This is a genomic window from Kitasatospora sp. NPDC018058 (assembly GCF_044327205.1).
In the GTDB taxonomy this organism is placed as follows: Bacteria; Actinomycetota; Actinomycetes; order Streptomycetales; family Streptomycetaceae; genus Kitasatospora.
In genome coordinates this window covers 1-16,463 of record NZ_JBIRFA010000078.1, presented here as the reverse complement: position 1 = coordinate 16,463, position 16,463 = coordinate 1, and the positions used below count along the sequence as shown (strand labels likewise).

The following is a 16,463-nucleotide window of genomic DNA, read 5'->3' as shown; positions in this document are numbered from 1 at the left end:
CGCACACAAAGTTCATGGGAACCACTACTGCAACTAACACGACTGTAGCAGGCCACGGCCCGCCGCGGCGGGAAGTTTCACCCCCGGTTCCACGGGGACCTTCCCGCCGAGCGGCCGTTCCGAGCCGAGACGACCGTGAACACACCTGGGGAGCAGGCCCCTTGAGCATGCGACCGCACCCCGTCCGGGCCGACAGCTCCCACAGACTACCGCGGTGCGTGGCACCTGCCCTCGCGGTGACAGCCCCGCGAATGCGGCGCATGCCGCCCGCCCTCGCCATCCGCGAGGCCGCACTGGACGGCGGGCGCGGCATTCCGGTCGGACTCGAACTCGCGTGCACTGGAAAGGCCCGCGCCCGCGCTTTCAGGCGCATACTGGCTGGAATGACGAAATCTTCAGCAGGTCGCCGCCCCCTGCCCACCAGCCCCTTCAAGCCCCGGGCGGAGGCACCACGCAAGCACTTCGCCGTCGGCGACCGGGTCACCCATGACGGGTACGGCCTCGGCCGGGTCATCGGCGTCGAAGATGACGGCGATATCGCGGTACTCGTCGACTTCGGATCACGGCAGGAACGCATCACTCACCCGTACACCGCGATGTTCAAACTCTGACCCCGGGCCCCTTCCCTGACGAGAACGCGGCCCTCGTTGCCCTGCGATTCCTCGCCAAACAGGAGATCCTCAAGGCCACCACCTACGCCGGCTACCACCTGCCGAAGATCGGTCTGCACGACCTGCGCCATACGGCGGCCAGCATCATGATCGCCGCCGACATCCCCCTCGCCATCGTCTCCAAGACCCTGCACCACTCTCACCTCGCCATCACCGTCGACCTCTACGGCCACCTCCTCAAGGACTCCGCCGACGAAGCAGCCCTCCACGGAGTCAGCACCACTGCGGTCATCCCGAACACCTGCCTGGCCGCGTAGAAGCAAACGAGAACCTGATCGTCCGCGCCGCGTTCGGGCGGCCGGCCCGGCTCAGGTCCTACTGACGCTCCCTCCGCTCCAGCCACACCGCGGCCAGCGCCCTGCCGATGGCCGGCGCCCCCCGCCATGCTCACCTCTCGTCAGGGGCCAGCAGGCCGCGCTGGTAGGCGCGGACCAAGTGCTTGGGGACGAGGTGGCGACGGCCGTCGATCTCGATCGGGACCAGGTCCGGGGCTGCCGACTTCCACTGGGCCCGGCGGTGCCGGGTGTTGCTGCGGGACGTCTTGCGCTTGGGTACAGCCATGGGTGATTCCCCTTTCGGAATACGGTGTTGCGCGGGCGAAACCGGCGTTCAGGCCACCGGGTCGAGCATGTCGTCGAAGGCGTCCGGCAGGTGCTTCCAGCCCTCCTCTCCGGAGGCGAGTTCCTCATCGGTGAGCAGGCAGGAGCCGAGCAACTCGACGATCCCGTCGGCGTCCAGGCCCTCGGCGGTGAAGCAGAGTTGCTGCACCCGGTCGCCGTGGACCGGGTCCCAGTCCAGGGCTGCCGCCGCCCGCCGTTGCGGCGGGTACAGCTCCCAGGAGGCGTCCGGCAGCGCGGCCAGCCAGGGGCCGCACTCCTCGACCCCCAGGCTCGCCCCCGCCGCGTCCCACCCGAGCAGCAGATCGGGCCGGTTGGCGAGCCAGAACCGGCCTCGGCTGCGCTGGGCGGCGGGGACGAGCAGGTCGAGCGCCTCGTGGAACCGAGCCGGGTGCAGCGGGCGCCTGCGCTCCCACCACCAGGGTCGCGACGCCCGCCTCGTCCTGCGGGTACGGGAGCAGGGCGGGCGCCGGGTTGACCCGGTCCCGGGCGGCCGGCACGTCGAACCCGGCCAGCGCCGCGGGGCGAGCGCCCCCGTGCCGAGTGCGACCGTGCGGGCGGACGGGTGCAGCTGGCGCAGCATGGCCAGACCGGCATGGAGCTCGGACGAACCGGCGACATCACCCGCCCTGGGCACCGCGTGGACGGTGGCGTACTCGATCTGCTGCGTGAGCGCCTCGGCACGGGTCCGGGTGTCGTCTGCGCAGGTGTCGGCCGCGTGCTCACGGAGCGTATCGGGCACGGACAGCTGGGGAACGAGCCGCAACGGATCGACGGCGGCGACCACCCCGGCCACCACCACCGCCTCGGACAGGCAACGGCCGTCCACCTCGCCCTCGGCGATCACCTCGACCGCCGGGTGCGGGTCGCTGCCGCCCCACAGTTCGACCACCGCCAGGCGGTACCGGCCGGCGTCGGCTATCCGCAGCAGTTCGGGGAGCAGGTCCTCGCGGAGCGCGCAGCAGGGGCAGTCGCCGGTGAGCGGAACGTCCGCTTCGCGGCGTGTGCCGGCGGTGTCCAGGATGTCCCGCCGGACCCGGCCGTGGGCGGCGTCGGTGAGGTCGTGGTGCAGGACGACGGTGTTCCCGCCGCTGCTCAGCAGTTCCAGGACCGCCTGGCGGCGTTCGGCCTCGTGGAGGCCGGCGACGACCCCCACGGGAAGGCGGGTGTCGTCGGGCATGGCGTGCTCCTTTCGGCGTTGCGGCTACCGGCCGCACGTGGGAGGAGGGGTCGCGCCGCGGACGGCGGCAGTCCGGGAGCAGCCCGCGGCGCGACCGGCCTGTGGGCCGGACTACCAGCTCGACTTGCGCACGCCCGGCAGCTGGCCGGCATGCGCCAGGGTGCGCAGGTTGATCCGTGAGAGGCCGAAGGCGCGAAGGTAGCCGCGCGGGCGCCCGTCCACGCTGTCGCGGTTGCGGATCCGGGTGGCACTGGCGTTGCGCGGCTGGCGCTGCAGTTCGGCCTGGGCCGTGGCGCGGTCCTCGGGGCTGCTCACCGGGGAGGCGATGATGCGCTTGAGTTCGGCGCGGCGCCCGGCGTAGCGGGCGACGGTCGCGCGGCGCTGCTCGTTCTTGGCGATCTTGCTCTGCTTGGCCATCAGACCTTCTCCCCTCGGGCCCGGATCCGGGTGACGGCCGCCTCGATGCCGATCGTGTCGACAGTCTTGATGCCCTTGGCGCTGAGCGCGAGGCGGACGTAGCGGCCCTCGCTGGGCAGCCAGTAGCGCTTGCGCTGGACGTTCGGGTCGAACCGGCGACTGGTGCGACGGTGCGAATGGGAGACGGTGTTGCCGAATCCCGGCCTCCGGCCGGTGAGCTGGCAGTGGGCGGACATCGAGCCTCCACAGGAGCAGGACTGATCGCGGCCTCGGCCCGGGAATGCCGTGGCCGCAGGTGACGTTGCCACCCTACACGCCTAATGGAAACGAAAACCATTTCGCTATGATGTCGGCTCAACCGTCACCGATCCGCCCCAGGAGGACGCCGTGGCCCGCAACGACCTGCGCCCGATCATCAAACTCCGGTCCACCGCCGGTACCGGCTACACGTACGTGACCCGCAAGAACCGGCGCAATGACCCGGACCGGCTCGTCCTGCGCAAGTACGACCCCGTGCTCGGTCGCCACACCGAGTTCCGCGAGGAACGCTGACCCCAACCCCGCCCAGCCAAGGAGAACCCGATGAAGCCCGGCATCCACCCCGCCTACCGCCCCGTCGTCTTCCGCGACCGCGTCGGCGGGCTGACCTTCCTCACGCGATCCACCGTCACCAGTGACCGCACCATCGAGTGGGAGGACGGCAACACCTACCCCGTGATCGACGTGGAGATCTCCTCCGCCAGCCACCCCTTCTACACCGGCCAGTCCCGCGTGCTCGACATCGCGGGCCGCGTCGAGCGCTTCGAGCGCCGCTACGGCGCCGCGGCCGCCCGCCGCAAGGGCTGAGACCGGGACCGCGTGCGAATGCCGGTGTGCCCCCTCGGATCCGAGGGGGCACACCGGCATTCGCACGTATCGGGGCGGTTCATCTCAGCCGCAGGTGCTCGATGTGGGCGAAGGCCTGGTCGAGCAGTTCCGCCACGTGGTGGTCGTGGAGCGCGTAGACGATGCGCCGGCCCCGGCGTTCGCTCCTGACCAGGCCCAGGTTCCGCAGCAGACGCAGCTGGTGGGAGCAGGCCAAGGCCGGGCGCAGCAGGGCGCCGGGTCTTCCGGCGTCGGCCCGCCACAGGGCGAGCTTGTTCTCGGCGCCGGCGCTGGCCAGGATCGCGCGGCTGCCGGGGCGCCAGGCGAGGGCGGTGACGGTCTCGTGGACGCGCAGCGAGCGGGGCTTGGTGCCGGCCGGCCCCTTGCCGGAGAAGTCCCAGACGGTGATGTCGGGGGCTCCGTCGGAGGCGAGCCAGCGGCCGGTGGGGTCGAAGGCGAGGCGGGCGATCTTGTCGGGGTAGCCGTGCATGGTGAGTTCGTCGCCGATGGGGGCACCCCCGGCCGAAGGCTGGGGGAGGGTGCGCCAGATGTGGATGCTGGCGTCCTGGTTTCCGGTGCAGATCCACCGGCCGTTGGGGTTCAGGGCGATGGCGAGGTGGGAGCCGAGGTACTTGTACTCGGCCACAGGCTTCTCGGTGTGCCGTTCGTGGAAGCGCACGCCGCCGTAGGCGGAACTGACCAGCCGTCGGCCATCGCGCAGCCAGGCGAGGTCGGTGACGGTGCTCGGCGCCAGGTCGGTGCCCCACTGGCGCGCGCCGTCCGGGTCCAGTACCTGCACCCGCCGGCCGGAGGCGACGGCGACGCGGTCGTCCGAGGCCCACCGCACAGCGGCCGACCAGGCGCCGGTCTCCGCTTGGAGGAACCGCCCGTCGCAGCGCCGCCCCAGGCCGTAGCCGCTCGGGCCGGCGAGCGCGAGGTGCTCTCCGCCCGGGGAGAACTCCAGGGCGAGCAGGCCGCCGGGCAGGGTGACCGTGCCGACCGGTGTCCCGTCGGCGGTGTCCAGGATCCAGGCCGTCCCGGCGGCGCCGGCGATCGCGACCAGGCCCGCGCCGGCGGCGACGGCCACGGGCGCGTCGTCGACTTCGGTGCCCCACAGGGCGGTCACGGTGGCGGTCATGCAGTCACCCCCGCGAGGCAGAAGGCGAAGCCGTTGTTCAGGACGTCGCGGCCGAGGTTGCGGCCGATGAAGACCAGCTTGTTGCGGCGGGTCTCGCCCTCGTGCCACTCGCGGCCGTTCTCGCCCTCGAGCAGCATGTGTACGCCCTGGAAGATGTACTGCCGGTCGGCGCCCGCGATGGCGAGGATGCCCTTGGAGCGGAAGATGTCCGCGCCCTGGGTGCGCAGCAGTTGGCCGAGCCAGGCGTTGAGGCGTTCCTCGTCCAGTTCGCCTTCCAGGTCGATGCCGACCGAGGTGACGGTGGTGTCGTGTTGGTGCTCGGTCTCGGTGAGGAAGGCCGGGTCGCCTTCCAGCACGCGGTCCAGGTCGAAGGCGTGGACGTCGAGCACCCGGTCGAGGTCGACCTTGGCCTGCTGGGCCGGGATGATCTCGACCAGGGAGTTGATGGCCCGGATGTGGGAGGTCACCTCGGCGATCTGTTCCGGGGTGGCCAGGTCGGTCTTGTTGAGCACGATCCGGTCGGCGAAGGCGACTTGTTCCACGGCTTCGTTCTCGACGCCCTCGGGCTTGGTCTCGGTGAGGTGGTCGAGGACGTGGGCGGCGTCGACGAGGGTGACGATGGCGTCCAGCCGCAGCTGGGAGGAGATCTCGTCGTCCATGAAGAAGGTCTGGGCGACGGGGGCGGGGTCGGCGAGGCCGGTGGTCTCGATGACGATCCGGTCGAACTTCTCCCGGCGGCGCATCAGGGCGCCGAGGATGCGGATGAGGTCTCCGCGCACGGTGCAGCAGATGCAGCCGTTGTTCATCTCGAAGATCTCCTCCTCGGCGTCGAGGACGAGGGCGTCGTCGACGCCGACCTCGCCGAACTCGTTCTCGATGACGGCGATCCGCAGGCCGTGCTGCTCGGTGAGGATGCGGTTGAGCAGGGTGGTCTTGCCGGAGCCGAGGAAGCCGGTCAGCACGGTGACGGGGACGCGGGTGTCCTCGGCGGCCGTCGGGGTGTCGGCGAGGTCGGTCTCAGAGGTGGTCACGGGCGTTCTCCTTCGGTGGTGCCCGGCGGTTCGGCCAGGGCGCGTGCGAGCAGTTCGGGGGTGATCTCGTCCAGGGGGTGGTGCGGCGTCCAGCGGCGGGTGGCTCCCGAGGGCGGCATGACCGCGACGACCGTCTCCACCGGCGGACATCCCGGTTCGGTGCAGTCGAGCATGGGGGTCCCCCGGCCGAAGGCTGGGGGAGGATCATGACGATGTCGTCATCGGCCAGTGAGAGCAGTTCGCGGGCCTGGTTCTTCAGGACGCTCGACAGGGCGACGAGGCACGGTGAGGCGGGTCTGGGCATGGCGAATGCCTTCCTCGGTAGGGAAGTTGATCGGGGTGGGCCGCCGGTCAGCCGGTAGTACAGCAGTCGGGGCACAGGCCCGCCAGCTCGACGGTGTGGTGGACCTGGTCGAAGCCGGATATCGCGGCGATGTGCTCGGCCCAGGCCTCGACGGCCGTGGAGTCGACCGGCAGGCTGAGCCCGCAACTCCGACAGATCAGGTAGTGCCGGTGGTCCGGGCCGGGCCGGTAGCGGAACAGCCGCTCGCCATTGGCATCGCGCACCACGTCGGCACGGCCGACCTGCACGAGTGCGCTCAGGGTGCGGTAGACGGTGCTCAGGCCCACCCGCGAACCGGCCTGCACCAGCCGGGCGTAGAGCACCTGGGCGCTGACGAACTCCTCGGACCCGACCAGCGCCCGCAACACCTCGGCGCGGCGCGGCGTGGGCCGTCCGAGCAGTTCGACGTCCCCGTCGACCGGGCGCGTGGGCCTACCGCCGGGCCGGTCGGCGGCGACCACGGCGTTCGGCTTCGTGTCGCTCATACTCTCCCCCGTTCCACGCCCGCGCGGTCAGCCCACCGCCGGGCGGGCGGTTCGGGCCGCCGGGCGGACCAGGAAGGTGGCCGCATAAACGGCACTGGCGACGGCCATGATCGCGAAGCTCGGCGGCAGTTTCGGCGCGGCGGCGCTGAGCAGCAGCCCGCCCCACATCTCCGCCACCGCGAGCGCGGCGGACAGCGCCAGCGCCCGGAACGGACGGTCGGTGAGCCGGATCGCCGCGCCGGCCGGAGCGGCGAGCAGGCCCAACAGAAGCAGCGAGCCGACGGCCTGGGTGGCCTCGCCGGCACAGGCGCCGACCAGGGCGAGGAAGCCGAAGCCCAGCAGCCGAACCGGAACACCGCGGGCGGCGGCCACGGCCTCGTCGAGCGTGGCGAAGAGCAGCGGCCGGGCGATCAGCAGCAGGACCACGCAGATCGCGCCCGCGATGGCGACGGCCACCGTCGTCTGGCTGCCGTGCAGGCCGAAGATCGAGCCGAACAGCACACTCGTTCCGGCGCCGCCCTGGGCGCCGCTGCGGGAGGTGGTGTAGACGGTCAGGAAGAACGCGCCCAGGCCGAGCATCCAGGCGAAGACGCTGCCGATCACCACGTCGTCCGCACGGCCCCGCCGCCCGAGCCCGCCGATCAGCAGACCCACCCCGATGGTCGCGGCGAACAGCCCGAGCCGCAGGTCGTAGCCACCGGCCAGGGCGGCCATCGCGCCGGTGAACGCGACGTGGCTGAGCGCGTCGCCGGTGAAGATCTGTGCCCGCAGGACCAGGAAGTAGCCCACCAGCCCGCAGGCCAGTGCGATGAACGTCCCGGCCAGCACAGCGTGTTGGAAGAAGGCCTGGGTGATGACCGTGCTCATGCGGCACCTCCGAGCGCGATCGGCGTGCGGGCCCGGCCGAGCGCCTCGCGGGCGAAGCGCAGCAAATGGGCGAGGACAAATCCGGCGAAGGCGAAGCCGGTGACGAAGAAGCCCAGCGGGTACGGCTGGTAGTAGGCCGCGATCAGTCCCGCCCAGCACGCCGTCAGCCCGATGGCCACCGACAGCAGCAGACTCAGCCCGGGCCGGGCGGTGAGCTGCTGGGCGGTCGCGGGCGGTATCACCATCAGCGCGAACACCAGCAACGTGCCGGTGATCTGGCTCGCCTCGGCGGTCGCCGCGCCCAGCAGCACCAGGAACAGCATGCCCAGCAGCCGCACCGGCACCCCGCGCCCGGCGGCCACCTCCGGGTCGACGGAGGCGAACAGCAGCGGCCGTCCGATCACCGCCAGCACGGCCAGCACCACCGCGCCGACCACCGCCAGGGTCACGACCTGGCCGGTGGTGATGCCCAGGAAGCTGCCGAACAGCAGCGCCGTCGGCCCCTCCAGCAGGCCCTTGTAGAGGCTGATGAACAGGTAACCGCAGGCCAGCACGAAGGCCTGCACCGTACCCGTGACGGCCGACTCCTCGGCACCGCCGTCCCGCCCACCGCGAGTGAGAGCCGCTATCACCAGTGCCGCGGCGACGCAGAACCCGAAGTAGCCGAGCGAGGTGGAGAAGCAGAGCAGGATCGCCAGGGACGCGCCGGGAAAGGCCGCGACCGAGAGGGTGTGTCCGGCGAAGGTCTGCCGGCGCAGCACCATGAACCAGCCCACCACGGCGCACACCACGGCCACGACCAGACCGGCCCGGAAGGCGTTCACCATGAAGTCGTAGGACCACATGTCCAGGAGATCGGTGAGCAGGTTCCAGGTGAAGACCGGCGAGGCCGCGTCAGACGCCAGCAGCATGACCGCCCCCGCTCTCGTGCCGGTCGGTGTGGACGGCCGGGGCCTCCGGCTGGCCGACGACCACCAGCCGCCCGTCGCTGGTGCGCAGCACCTCGACGGGCGTGCGGTACAGGCGGGTCAGCGTCGCGGAGGTGATCACCTCGGCCGGGGTGCCGGACACGGCGCCGCCCTCGGCGATGTACACCACCCGGTCCAGGTGGTGGAGGATCGGGTTCACGTCATGGGCGACCATCACCACCGACACCCCCTCCACGTGACAGATCTTGCCCAGCAGGCAGGCGATCGCGGCCTGGTTGGTCAGGTCCAGGCTGTCCAGCGGCTCGTCCAGCAGCAGGAGTTGCGGGCGCCGTATCAACGCCTGGGCGATCAGCAGCCGCTGCTGCTCGCCGCCCGAGCACTGCCCGATCGGCCGGTGCGCGTACTTGCTCGCTCCGACCAGTTCGATGACCTGATCGACCCGCGCCCGGGCGGCCCGGCGCTTGGCCCGGCCCGGGCCCGGAACGGGGATCCCCCACTGATCCCCGTCCAGGCCCAGCCGCACCACATCCACCCCACGGATGCGGACGCTCGCGTCGAAGTTGCGGCGCTGCGGCAGGTACCCGACGGCGGCGTTCCGCTCGCCGGGCGCGGCACCGAGCACCCGGACCTCGCCGGCCGCTGCCGGAAGCACGCCGAGCAGGATCTTGACCAGGGTGGACTTGCCGACCCCGTTCGGGCCGAGCACGGCGGTGAACTCCCCGGCCCCCACGGCCAGATCGACACCCGACCACAGGATCCGCCCACCCACGCGCACGGCCGCGCCGCGCAGCGACACCACCGGCTCCGCGCCGGGCCCGATGCGCACCATCTCCGTACGGTCCTCTTCGGCCGGGTGGATGCTCACTTGCCCGTCGCCTGCTTCAGCGCGTCGGCGATGCCCTGCAACTGCTGGGTCTGCCAGTCCTGGAAGCTGGCGTTCGCCGGGGCGAGGGTCTCGGTCACCTGCGCGACCGGGATCCCCTGCGCCTTCGCGGCGTTGACCTGGGCGACCACGTCGGGGTTGGAGTTCTGGCTGTTGTAGACGTAGATCTTGATCTGCTTGCCGGAGATCTGCTGGTCGATGGTGGCCTTGTCGGCGGCGGTCGGGTCGGTGCCCTCGCTCTCCGCGTCCAGGAACGTCTCCGGGGTGAGCATCTTCAGCCCCGTGCTCTCGGCGAGCGGGGTGACGATCGACTCCGAGGCACCGATCGGGGTGCCCGCGTACTTGGCCTTGATGTCGGCCTCGAGCTGGTTGTACTTGGCCAGCGTCTGGGCGGTGAACGTCTTCTTCTGGGCGTCGAAGTAGGCCGCGTCGGCCGGGTCTATCTTCTTGTAGTCGGCGGTGATCTGGTCGATCACCTTGGTGACGCTCTCCGCCGAGTACCACTGGTGCGGGTTGTCGCCCTCCTTCTTGCCCAGCAGGTCGCCGACCTTCAGCGCGGTGCGGCCGGAGGCGGGGTTCGCCGCGAGCAGCTTGTCCGACCAGGCGTCGTAGCCGATCCCGTTGCTGATCACGTACTCGGCCCCCGCGACGCTGCGCCCGTCGGCGGCGGTCGGCTCGTAGGAGTGCGGGTCGGTGTCCGGGTTGGTGATGACGCTGGTCACCTTCACGTGGTCGCCGCCGAGCTGGGTGGCGATGGAGCCCCAAAAGTTCTCCGCCGCGACCACCTGGATCACCTTCGAACTCCCGCCGCCGGCGCTGCTCGCACCGGCCGAGGCGGTCTTCGCCGGGGAGGAGGTCGAGCAGGCGGTGGCCGTGGCGAGCGCGGCGACGACGGTCACGCCGAGCGCGACGCGGAGGGTACGGCTGGCCGATCTGGACGGGGTGGCACGCATGACGGGGCTACTCCTCGAAACCTGCCGGCCCCGCCGCCTGGCAGGATCCGGCTCCGTTGGACACCGCCACGCTAGATGGAAACGGTTTTCAAAACCACGGGGTTCGTAGGCACAATGGAAATCATTGCCAAACCTTGACTGCGCCCGTCCGAGCAGGGAGGAGTGATCGATCTGGCCGAACCGTCCAGGTGGCGGGGATCCTCGGCCATGGATCCCGCGGCTGTCGGGAGGTGCCGGCTGCGCAGAGTCCGCTCGCTGTGCCCCACACAGCGTGCGCAGCCGGCCTCAGGGCCGACCGTGGAAGGTTCGCGGGCACCCGGCCGCCGGCACCGAACCCCGATGCCGCTCGACCCTCCGAAACCCTGATCCAGCCCTGGCTCCCACCTCACCGGAGGCGGCCGCCCGACGTGACGGCGTTGCCGAGAGCTTGCTCAGCGTTTGACAGCAAGTTGACCCGTCGACCCGGTTCCCATGGTCAGGGCTCGCAAGCGCTCGCCGGACCGCGGTCCACGTTGGTGACGGCCTGCCGCTTGGCGACCTCGCCGACCAGCACTTCGCCGCCCTTGCCGAAGGCCACCACCGATGGGGTGGTGCGCGCGCCTTCGGCGTTCGTGACGACGGTCGGCTCGCCGCCCTCCAGCACGCAGACCACCGAGTTCGTCGTTCCCAGGTCGATACCGACTGCGCGCGCCATCGCGGGCCTCCTCTCTTGCTATCCCTCCCGTCTTGCCTCACCAGGAGGAAGAAAACTTGAGCCTCATAGCATCAAGAGTAAGTCGATGCCGTGACTGGAGGAAATCTGTAACGTGGAAGTGAGGTTTCATTTCAGCGAGCGGCGAGGTGAGGTCGCGGTGGTGGAGCTGCCCATTGATGACGCGGATGCCGCGCTGTACACGGTGGGGCAGGTCGCCGCGATGCTGCACGTCCAGGTGGCGTTCCTGCGGCGACTGGACGAGCTGGGCGCGGTCGTGCCCGTGCGCTCGTCGGGCGGCCAGCGTAGGTACTCGCGCCGGGAAATCAACCGTGTCGCGGCCCTGATGAAGCTGATCAGCGAGGGACTGACCTTGGAAGGCGCGCGCCGGGTACTCGAGCTCCAGGCCCGAGTGGAGGAGTTGGAGGCCGACCTGGACCAGGCCCGCGGCCAGTGACGTCGGGCGCCCGCCGCCTGGACCCGCCCGGGCTGGGTGGGGTTTAAGCGGCGGCGGTGAGGTCGGCGCGGCCGAACAGGAGCGCGTAGCCGCTGGGCAGGCAAGCGAGAAGGCGGTCGGTGAGCCGATCGCCGGCGAGATCGGTGAGGGCGGCCAGGACGGAGGATGCATCCCAGCGGGCGCTGGTGAGGCTGATGTTCAGGGCTCGGGCGACGGCTTCGACGAAGGCGGGGGCGGCGACGGGTTCGGGCAGGGGGATCTGCGAGGCGAAGACGGCGCGGGCCCGCTCGGGCAGCGCGCCGGCCAGCTCGCAGCGTTCGTCGCCGGTGAGCTGGGAGCCGAGGACGGCCAGGACGGTGTCTAGGACTCGTTCGGCTTCCTCGTCACTGGGGTAGCGGCCAAGGGTGCGGACCTGCTGGATCAGGCGGCGGTGCCGGGTCATGGCGGTGGCCTTCCGATACGGGCCGCCGCAGCGTGGGCGGCGGCACGAAAGCGGGTCAGGGTCGGTGGTCGGGGGCGGGGCGGCCGAACAGTACCTCGTAGCCGGGCGGCAGCTGGAACAGCACGCGCTCCATCAGTTCGTCGCCGGCGGCGTCGGCCACCGTGGACAGGACAGCTCCGATGTCCCACACGGCGGTCTTCTCGGTGGCGCCCTCGATCCAGGCGGCGGTGGCGCGCACGAACCGTTCGGGATTGAGCGGCTCGGCGGCCTGCAAGGGGTTCAGCAGGATCAGGGCGAAGGTCTCGGGCAGACGGGCCGCGAGCTTCGCGCGCACGTCGCCGACCAGGTGGGCGCCGAGCAGGGCCAGCACGACGCGGGCCGCGCGGTCGGCGTCCTGGGGTGTGTCGTACTCACCGCGTTCCTGGACCTGGTCCAAGAACGCTTCCCATCGAAGAGTCACCGCGATTCCTCCCTTCGTCCCGGCACGGGCCGGGCCCGGCCCGGGTGTGGGCGTGCGGGGGCCGATCAGAATTCGGCGGCCAGGCGGCGATGGAGGCCGGTGAGCTTGAGCAGCCTGGCCACGGGCCTGGCGGCCCCTTGCAGGACGAGCCGCCCGTCGCACTGGTCGGCCTGGTTGCGGGCCTGGACGAGGACGCCCAGGCCCGGGCAGTCCATGAACGTCACCTCCGACAGTTCGAGCACCACCGCCCGGTGCGCCTCGAACGCGGCGGCCAGCCAGTGGCGAAGCCGCGGGGCAGTGATGATGTCGATTTCACCGAAGGCCCTCACCACGAACGGTGCCGGTCCGGCGGCACGGGGCCGACTGCGGGAGTGTTCCGCGCCGTCCGCTCGGGGGGTGCGGGCGGCACGGAACGGCACAGGGACGTGGTCAGGCCTTGATCTCCTTGCGGTTTCCGCTGTGGCCGATGGCGATCTTGCGGGGCTTGGCCTTCTCGGCGACCGGGATCTTCAGGGTCAGCACACCGGAGTCGTAGTCGGCGGTGATCCCCTCGGGGTCGAGCGTGTCGGAGAGCATGACCTGCCGGGAGAAGACGCCGAGCGGACGCTCGGACAGCTCCCACTTCACGTCCTCGCCCTCGCGGCGGGGACGGCGTTCGGCCTTGACGGTCAGCATGTTCCGCTCGACATCGATGTCGATCGCGTCCGGGTCCACCCCCGGCAGGTCGAAGCAGATCACGTACTCGTCACCGGCGCGGCAGGCGTCCAGCGGCATCGGGGCCGGCCTCGACCAGGTACCGGTCGTGCCGAAGAACTGCTGGGTCAGCCGGTCCAGCTCGCGGAACGGATCGGTGCGCATCAGCATCGCGAAACACCTCCACTGATCGATGGGTGCCAGTGCGCTTCACCTGAAACCGTTCTAACATGTCATCCATCCGATGACAAACCCTGACGTCGCCAAAGGAGTGACACCGATGAGAAAGCGGCCCGAAGCACGCGCCACCGGCGGCGGACCGCCGAGGGGCCCGGCGTCCTTCCTCGCCGCCGCCGCGGCGCTCGCCGCCATAGACGGCGCCGTCCGCACCGCGCAGGACACCGAAGCCATGACCCCGCCCACCACCCAAACCGGCCCCGAGCAGGCACTGGCCGCCCTGCTGCTGCTGCGCGAGCTGCGTACCGAGCTCGCCGACTGGGAGGCCCCGCTGGTGGAGACCGCCCGCGCCGCCGGCGCCACGTGGGCCGACCTCGCCCGCCCCATGGGCGTCGCCAGCCGCCAGGCCGCTGAGAACCGCTACCTGCGCCTTGCGCCACCCGCCACCAGCAACACGAGCACCACCGGGGCCAAACGCGTCAAGGCCGTACGCGACCGCCGCGCCGCAGAGCGCGCCGTCACCGACTGGGCCCGCGCCCACGCCGCTGACCTGCGCCGGCTCGCCGCCCAGGTCGCCGCCCTGACCGACCTCGCCCCGGCAGCCCGCCCCGCCCTCGACCACCTCCACACCGCGCTCGGCGCCCCGGACGCCACCGAACTCCTCACACCCCTGGCCGCCGTCCGCCCCCACCTCGGCGCCCGCCATCCCCAAATCGCCCACCGCCTCGACGACCTCGCCCAGCACACCGACCAACTGCGCCATGACAGCGACCACCGGCGCGCCTGACCCCCTGGCCGCCGCCGAAGAGCGCTGGCAGCGGATCGAGGACCAGCTCGTGGCCGTCGGGCACCAGATGCGGACCGACAGCGACGCCGCCATCGCCTCGATGGACGTCTGTCTTGCGCGCCTGGAAGCCATACGCGAAGCCCTCCGCACCTCCTTTGCGCAGGTCGAACAGGACATCGCGGCGCAGTCCGGCGCCGGCGCGGCGCATCACACCGCCGGGTACTGAGGGACCGTCATGCCGGCGACAGTGGGGGGAGGCCCCGTCAGACCGAGGGGATCTTGCTCGCCCGGCAGTACCGCGACCTCGCGGCGGAGAGCCCTCACACCCCCGCCCGGCGGTCTGACCGGGCGGGGGGAGCCAGAGGCGGGGGAGCCGGAGACCGACTCCGGCGCCATCCCCCGGCGACCGCGCGGGGCGCCCCGGGCGGACGCAGTCGGCGCGCTGGGCCTGCCACAACTCCGAGCGCCGGGGCTGCCGGCGCGCTGATCAGGTGGTGATCTGCTTCTTCTCGCCGCTGCTCTTGATCTCGATCTTGCGCGGCTTGGCTTGTTCGGCTATCGGGATGCGGATCGTGAGTACGCCGGCGTCGTAGTCGGCCTCGATCTTGTCGGCCGCGAGCGTCTCGCCGAGGAACACCTGGCGACTGAAGACGCCGTAGGGCCGTTCGGCGACGACCATCTCGCGGTCCTCGATCTCCGGTGCCGGCCGCTCGGCCTTGACCGTCAGGACGTTCTGCTCGACGTTCAGGTCGATGCTCTCGGGCGCGATGCCGGGCAGGTCGAGGCGGATCAGGAAGGATCCGTCGCTCTCATAGGCGTCCATCGGCATCGCGGTCGGCCGGGTCGTGGTGCCCAGCAGCTGCTGGGTGAGCCGGTCGAGCTCGCGGAACGGATCGGTTCGTATCAACATCACGGGTCACTCTCCTTGTGGGTCGGTGACAGCGATGAGGCTCTCGCGGGAGTCCACCCACAGTCCATATACCCCCATTTCAGGCATCTTGACAAGCGTTGGCCAAGGTTCTATCCAGGTCAATGAGGAGGTCTGCCGGGGTCGCCCGGGAGGTGGTCCGCCATGACGGGATCGCGAGACCGACGCGATCACTACGCGGTGCTGGGAGTGGAACCCACGGCGTCCGCGCGGCAGGTCACCTCGGCCTATCGCACCCTGGTCCGGCTGCTGCACCCCGACACCCGCCCCGTCGAACCGGGATCGGCGGAGCGACTCGGCGCGGTGGTCGCCGCCTACGAGGTCCTGCACGATCCCGAGCTGCGAGCCGCCTACGACGCCGAACGCGAGACCCCCCGACCCCACCCGGGGACCGCCCGCGCCTCGGCCCCTCCCCCGACCGCAGGCCGACGGGTGCCCATACGAATCGTCCGGGAAACCGGAGGGGCGGGGCCTGCGCGCGCCGCGCCGACTCCCTCCGGCGCAGCGATGCGGTATGGGTCCGAACCGCTCGTTCGGGCGGGCCCGGTACGGATCGCACCGCCGGGCGCGTCGGCGTGGGCGCCAGATGATCCCGGCGACCTCTGGGAGTGGATACTGCACCGGCTGCGGGAGGTGGACCCATGGCTGTGAACGGCGACGACTTCCGCACCGCCGTCTCCCGGTGGGACGGCCAGACCACCGTCGCGGTCACCGGCGAGATCGACCTCGCGACCGCCGCCGAGCTGGAGAGCCGCGTCAAGGAGTGCCTGGCGCGCCGGCCCAGCCGCGTCGACCTCGACTTCGCACAAGTGCGATTCTGCGACTGCTCGGGCGCGGACGCCCTGGAACGGCTCCATCGCCAGGCGCAGGAGGAAGGCATCGTCCTGAAAGTCACGGATGTGCGGGCACCGATCGTCGCCCGGCTGTTCGACCTTCTCGGCCTCACCGACCTGGTTGAACCTGGACAGGCTGACACCGGGCCGCGTACCGCGGCGCCACCACGACCCGCACACGCTATCCAACGCGCCGACAGCGCGAGTACGGACCGCTCCAGGACCGTCCTCCCGGCCGCCGGTCAGACTCCCGGTACCGGTCCGGTGTAGACCAGCTCCGCGGCAGTGTGCTGCGCCTGGCGCAGATGGGTGCCAGCGCGTTCGATCGCCGCGATCGCGCATCCCAGCTCGAAGGCGACGTCGGCCTGCTTCCGCACCGGAGTCGGCGGATCCTCCAGGACCGCGAGATGCTCCGGGTCGATCGCGTTCAGGCCCGCCGCGAGCTGATGCAGTGTGCGGGGAAGCTGCTCCAGCAGGCCCGCCAGCGCACCGATCGTGTGATGGACGTCCGTCGGATACGGATACTGACCTTGGCGCTTCGAGGTGATTGGCCTGTTTGTGTGGCTGACTGATGCTCATCTACGCGCTATGCCGTTGGTATGCGCTATGCGGATGGG

At 71.1% G+C, this 16,463-nt stretch carries 26 protein-coding genes and 3 pseudogenes; 10 read left to right on the top strand and 19 right to left on the bottom strand.

All coding sequences use genetic code 11. The features are described from left to right. Positions 1-383: 383 nt before the first annotated feature. Positions 384-611, top strand: a complete 228-nt coding sequence (locus ACH4E7_RS43445) for a hypothetical protein (protein ID WP_396254743.1) — start codon at positions 384-386, stop codon at positions 609-611. Continuing rightward, on the top strand, positions 560-928 hold the full coding sequence (locus tag ACH4E7_RS43440; RefSeq protein WP_396254742.1) for a tyrosine-type recombinase/integrase: 369 nt from the start codon (positions 560-562) through the stop codon (positions 926-928). The genes ACH4E7_RS43445 and ACH4E7_RS43440 overlap by 52 nt, the downstream gene beginning before the upstream one ends. A 130-nt stretch (positions 929-1,058) precedes the next feature. Here ACH4E7_RS43440 and rpmF read toward each other — a convergent pair whose 3' ends face one another. From rpmF to rpmB, 4 genes are all read right to left on the bottom strand, one after another. Further along, positions 1,059-1,232: a 50S ribosomal protein L32 gene (rpmF, locus tag ACH4E7_RS43435; RefSeq protein ID WP_396254740.1), complete on the bottom strand. Its 174-nt coding sequence runs from the start codon at positions 1,230-1,232 to the stop codon at positions 1,059-1,061. Between the two features lie 48 nt (positions 1,233-1,280). Continuing rightward, entirely contained in the window at positions 1,281-2,468 is a 1,188-nt protein-coding gene (locus tag ACH4E7_RS43430; RefSeq protein ID WP_396254739.1) for a CobW family GTP-binding protein, read from the bottom strand. A 111-nt stretch (positions 2,469-2,579) separates the two neighbouring features. Continuing rightward, on the bottom strand, positions 2,580-2,885 hold the full coding sequence (rpsN, locus tag ACH4E7_RS43425; RefSeq protein WP_396254738.1) for a 30S ribosomal protein S14: 306 nt from the start codon (positions 2,883-2,885) through the stop codon (positions 2,580-2,582). After that, on the bottom strand, positions 2,885-3,121 hold the full coding sequence (gene rpmB, locus ACH4E7_RS43420; RefSeq protein ID WP_396254737.1) for a 50S ribosomal protein L28: 237 nt from the start codon (positions 3,119-3,121) through the stop codon (positions 2,885-2,887). The genes rpsN and rpmB overlap by 1 nt, the downstream gene beginning before the upstream one ends. Before the next feature lie 151 nt (positions 3,122-3,272). Between rpmB and rpmG the strand changes: the two genes are divergently transcribed. Then, entirely contained in the window at positions 3,273-3,437 is a 165-nt protein-coding gene (gene rpmG / locus ACH4E7_RS43415) for a 50S ribosomal protein L33 (RefSeq protein ID WP_030289986.1), read from the top strand. 30 nt (positions 3,438-3,467) lie between these two features. Beyond that, positions 3,468-3,731, top strand: a complete 264-nt coding sequence (locus ACH4E7_RS43410) for a type B 50S ribosomal protein L31 (RefSeq protein WP_396254736.1) — start codon at positions 3,468-3,470, stop codon at positions 3,729-3,731. Between the two features lie 79 nt (positions 3,732-3,810). On the opposite strand, the pseudogene ACH4E7_RS43405 reads toward ACH4E7_RS43410, so the two are convergent. From ACH4E7_RS43405 to ACH4E7_RS43360, 10 genes and pseudogenes are all read right to left on the bottom strand, one after another. Next, a pseudogene (locus tag ACH4E7_RS43405) lies at positions 3,811-3,963 on the bottom strand (transcriptional regulator); the annotation flags it as partial. 336 nt (positions 3,964-4,299) lie between these two features. After that, positions 4,300-4,887, bottom strand: a pseudogene (locus tag ACH4E7_RS43400) (WD40 repeat domain-containing protein); the annotation flags it as partial. After that, entirely contained in the window at positions 4,884-5,918 is a 1,035-nt protein-coding gene (locus ACH4E7_RS43395) for a CobW family GTP-binding protein (RefSeq protein WP_396254735.1), read from the bottom strand. The gene ACH4E7_RS43395 and the pseudogene ACH4E7_RS43400, both read right to left, overlap by 4 nt. Next, on the bottom strand, positions 5,915-6,091 hold the full coding sequence (locus ACH4E7_RS43390) for a hypothetical protein (protein WP_396254734.1): 177 nt from the start codon (positions 6,089-6,091) through the stop codon (positions 5,915-5,917). The genes ACH4E7_RS43395 and ACH4E7_RS43390 overlap by 4 nt, the downstream gene beginning before the upstream one ends. Before the next feature lie 178 nt (positions 6,092-6,269). Next, positions 6,270-6,746: a Fur family transcriptional regulator gene (locus tag ACH4E7_RS43385; protein ID WP_396254733.1), complete on the bottom strand. Its 477-nt coding sequence runs from the start codon at positions 6,744-6,746 to the stop codon at positions 6,270-6,272. A 27-nt stretch (positions 6,747-6,773) separates the two neighbouring features. Then, positions 6,774-7,613 (bottom strand): metal ABC transporter permease, encoded by an 840-nt coding sequence (locus ACH4E7_RS43380; RefSeq protein ID WP_396254732.1) that lies wholly within the window; start codon positions 7,611-7,613, stop codon positions 6,774-6,776. Next, on the bottom strand, positions 7,610-8,524 hold the full coding sequence (locus ACH4E7_RS43375) for a metal ABC transporter permease (RefSeq protein ID WP_396254731.1): 915 nt from the start codon (positions 8,522-8,524) through the stop codon (positions 7,610-7,612). Before ACH4E7_RS43375 ends, ACH4E7_RS43380 begins: the two co-directional genes overlap by 4 nt. After that, positions 8,508-9,407, bottom strand: coding sequence for a metal ABC transporter ATP-binding protein (locus ACH4E7_RS43370; protein ID WP_396254730.1), 900 nt, complete (start codon positions 9,405-9,407; stop codon positions 8,508-8,510). The genes ACH4E7_RS43375 and ACH4E7_RS43370 overlap by 17 nt, the downstream gene beginning before the upstream one ends. Continuing rightward, the gene (locus ACH4E7_RS43365; protein WP_396254729.1) at positions 9,404-10,378 is read right to left on the bottom strand and encodes a metal ABC transporter solute-binding protein, Zn/Mn family; all 975 of its coding nucleotides are present in this window, start codon (positions 10,376-10,378) and stop codon (positions 9,404-9,406) included. The genes ACH4E7_RS43370 and ACH4E7_RS43365 overlap by 4 nt, the downstream gene beginning before the upstream one ends. A 502-nt stretch (positions 10,379-10,880) precedes the next feature. Beyond that, positions 10,881-11,072 (bottom strand): annotated as a pseudogene (locus ACH4E7_RS43360) (Hsp70 family protein); the annotation flags it as partial. 112 nt (positions 11,073-11,184) lie between these two features. On the opposite strand from ACH4E7_RS43360, the gene ACH4E7_RS43355 reads away from it, so the two are divergent. Continuing rightward, entirely contained in the window at positions 11,185-11,526 is a 342-nt protein-coding gene (locus ACH4E7_RS43355; RefSeq protein ID WP_396254728.1) for a helix-turn-helix domain-containing protein, read from the top strand. Positions 11,527-11,569: 43 nt separating this feature from the next. On the opposite strand, the gene ACH4E7_RS43350 is transcribed toward ACH4E7_RS43355, so the two are convergent. The 4 genes from ACH4E7_RS43350 to ACH4E7_RS43335 form a co-directional block, all read right to left on the bottom strand. Then, complete coding sequence (locus ACH4E7_RS43350; protein WP_396254727.1) at positions 11,570-11,968, bottom strand: DUF2267 domain-containing protein; 399 nt, start codon at positions 11,966-11,968, stop codon at positions 11,570-11,572. 55 nt (positions 11,969-12,023) lie between these two features. Further along, on the bottom strand, positions 12,024-12,428 hold the full coding sequence (locus ACH4E7_RS43345; protein WP_396254726.1) for a DUF2267 domain-containing protein: 405 nt from the start codon (positions 12,426-12,428) through the stop codon (positions 12,024-12,026). A gap of 65 nt (positions 12,429-12,493) precedes the next feature. Next, positions 12,494-12,760 carry an STAS domain-containing protein gene (locus tag ACH4E7_RS43340; RefSeq protein WP_396254725.1) on the bottom strand — a complete coding sequence of 89 codons (267 nt, stop codon included), beginning with the start codon at positions 12,758-12,760 and terminating at the stop codon, positions 12,494-12,496. A 97-nt stretch (positions 12,761-12,857) separates the two neighbouring features. Next, a complete protein-coding gene (locus tag ACH4E7_RS43335) occupies positions 12,858-13,292 on the bottom strand; it encodes an Hsp20/alpha crystallin family protein (RefSeq protein WP_396254724.1) in 435 nt (144 codons plus the stop codon). Between the two features lie 109 nt (positions 13,293-13,401). Here ACH4E7_RS43335 and ACH4E7_RS43330 point away from each other — a divergent pair, with 109 nt between their 5' ends. Next, a complete protein-coding gene (locus ACH4E7_RS43330; RefSeq protein ID WP_396254723.1) occupies positions 13,402-14,085 on the top strand; it encodes a type III effector protein in 684 nt (227 codons plus the stop codon). Continuing rightward, the gene (locus ACH4E7_RS43325; protein WP_396254722.1) at positions 14,060-14,311 is read left to right on the top strand and encodes a hypothetical protein; all 252 of its coding nucleotides are present in this window, start codon (positions 14,060-14,062) and stop codon (positions 14,309-14,311) included. Before ACH4E7_RS43330 ends, ACH4E7_RS43325 begins: the two co-directional genes overlap by 26 nt. 261 nt (positions 14,312-14,572) lie before the next feature. Here the strand turns inward: ACH4E7_RS43325 and ACH4E7_RS43320 are convergent, their stop codons facing one another. Further along, positions 14,573-14,995, bottom strand: a complete 423-nt coding sequence (locus ACH4E7_RS43320; RefSeq protein WP_396254741.1) for an Hsp20/alpha crystallin family protein — start codon at positions 14,993-14,995, stop codon at positions 14,573-14,575. A gap of 162 nt (positions 14,996-15,157) precedes the next feature. On the opposite strand from ACH4E7_RS43320, the gene ACH4E7_RS43315 reads away from it, so the two are divergent. Genes ACH4E7_RS43315 through ACH4E7_RS43305 form a run of 3 tightly spaced genes read left to right on the top strand, consistent with a single transcriptional unit; the run spans position 15,158 to position 16,418 of the window. Next, complete coding sequence (locus ACH4E7_RS43315; RefSeq protein WP_396254721.1) at positions 15,158-15,664, top strand: J domain-containing protein; 507 nt, start codon at positions 15,158-15,160, stop codon at positions 15,662-15,664. Next, the gene (locus tag ACH4E7_RS43310) at positions 15,655-16,116 is read left to right on the top strand and encodes an STAS domain-containing protein (protein ID WP_396254720.1); all 462 of its coding nucleotides are present in this window, start codon (positions 15,655-15,657) and stop codon (positions 16,114-16,116) included. The genes ACH4E7_RS43315 and ACH4E7_RS43310 overlap by 10 nt, the downstream gene beginning before the upstream one ends. Positions 16,117-16,133: 17 nt before the next feature. Then, a complete protein-coding gene (locus tag ACH4E7_RS43305) occupies positions 16,134-16,418 on the top strand; it encodes a hypothetical protein (RefSeq protein ID WP_396254719.1) in 285 nt (94 codons plus the stop codon). The last annotated feature ends 45 nt before the right edge of the window (positions 16,419-16,463 follow it).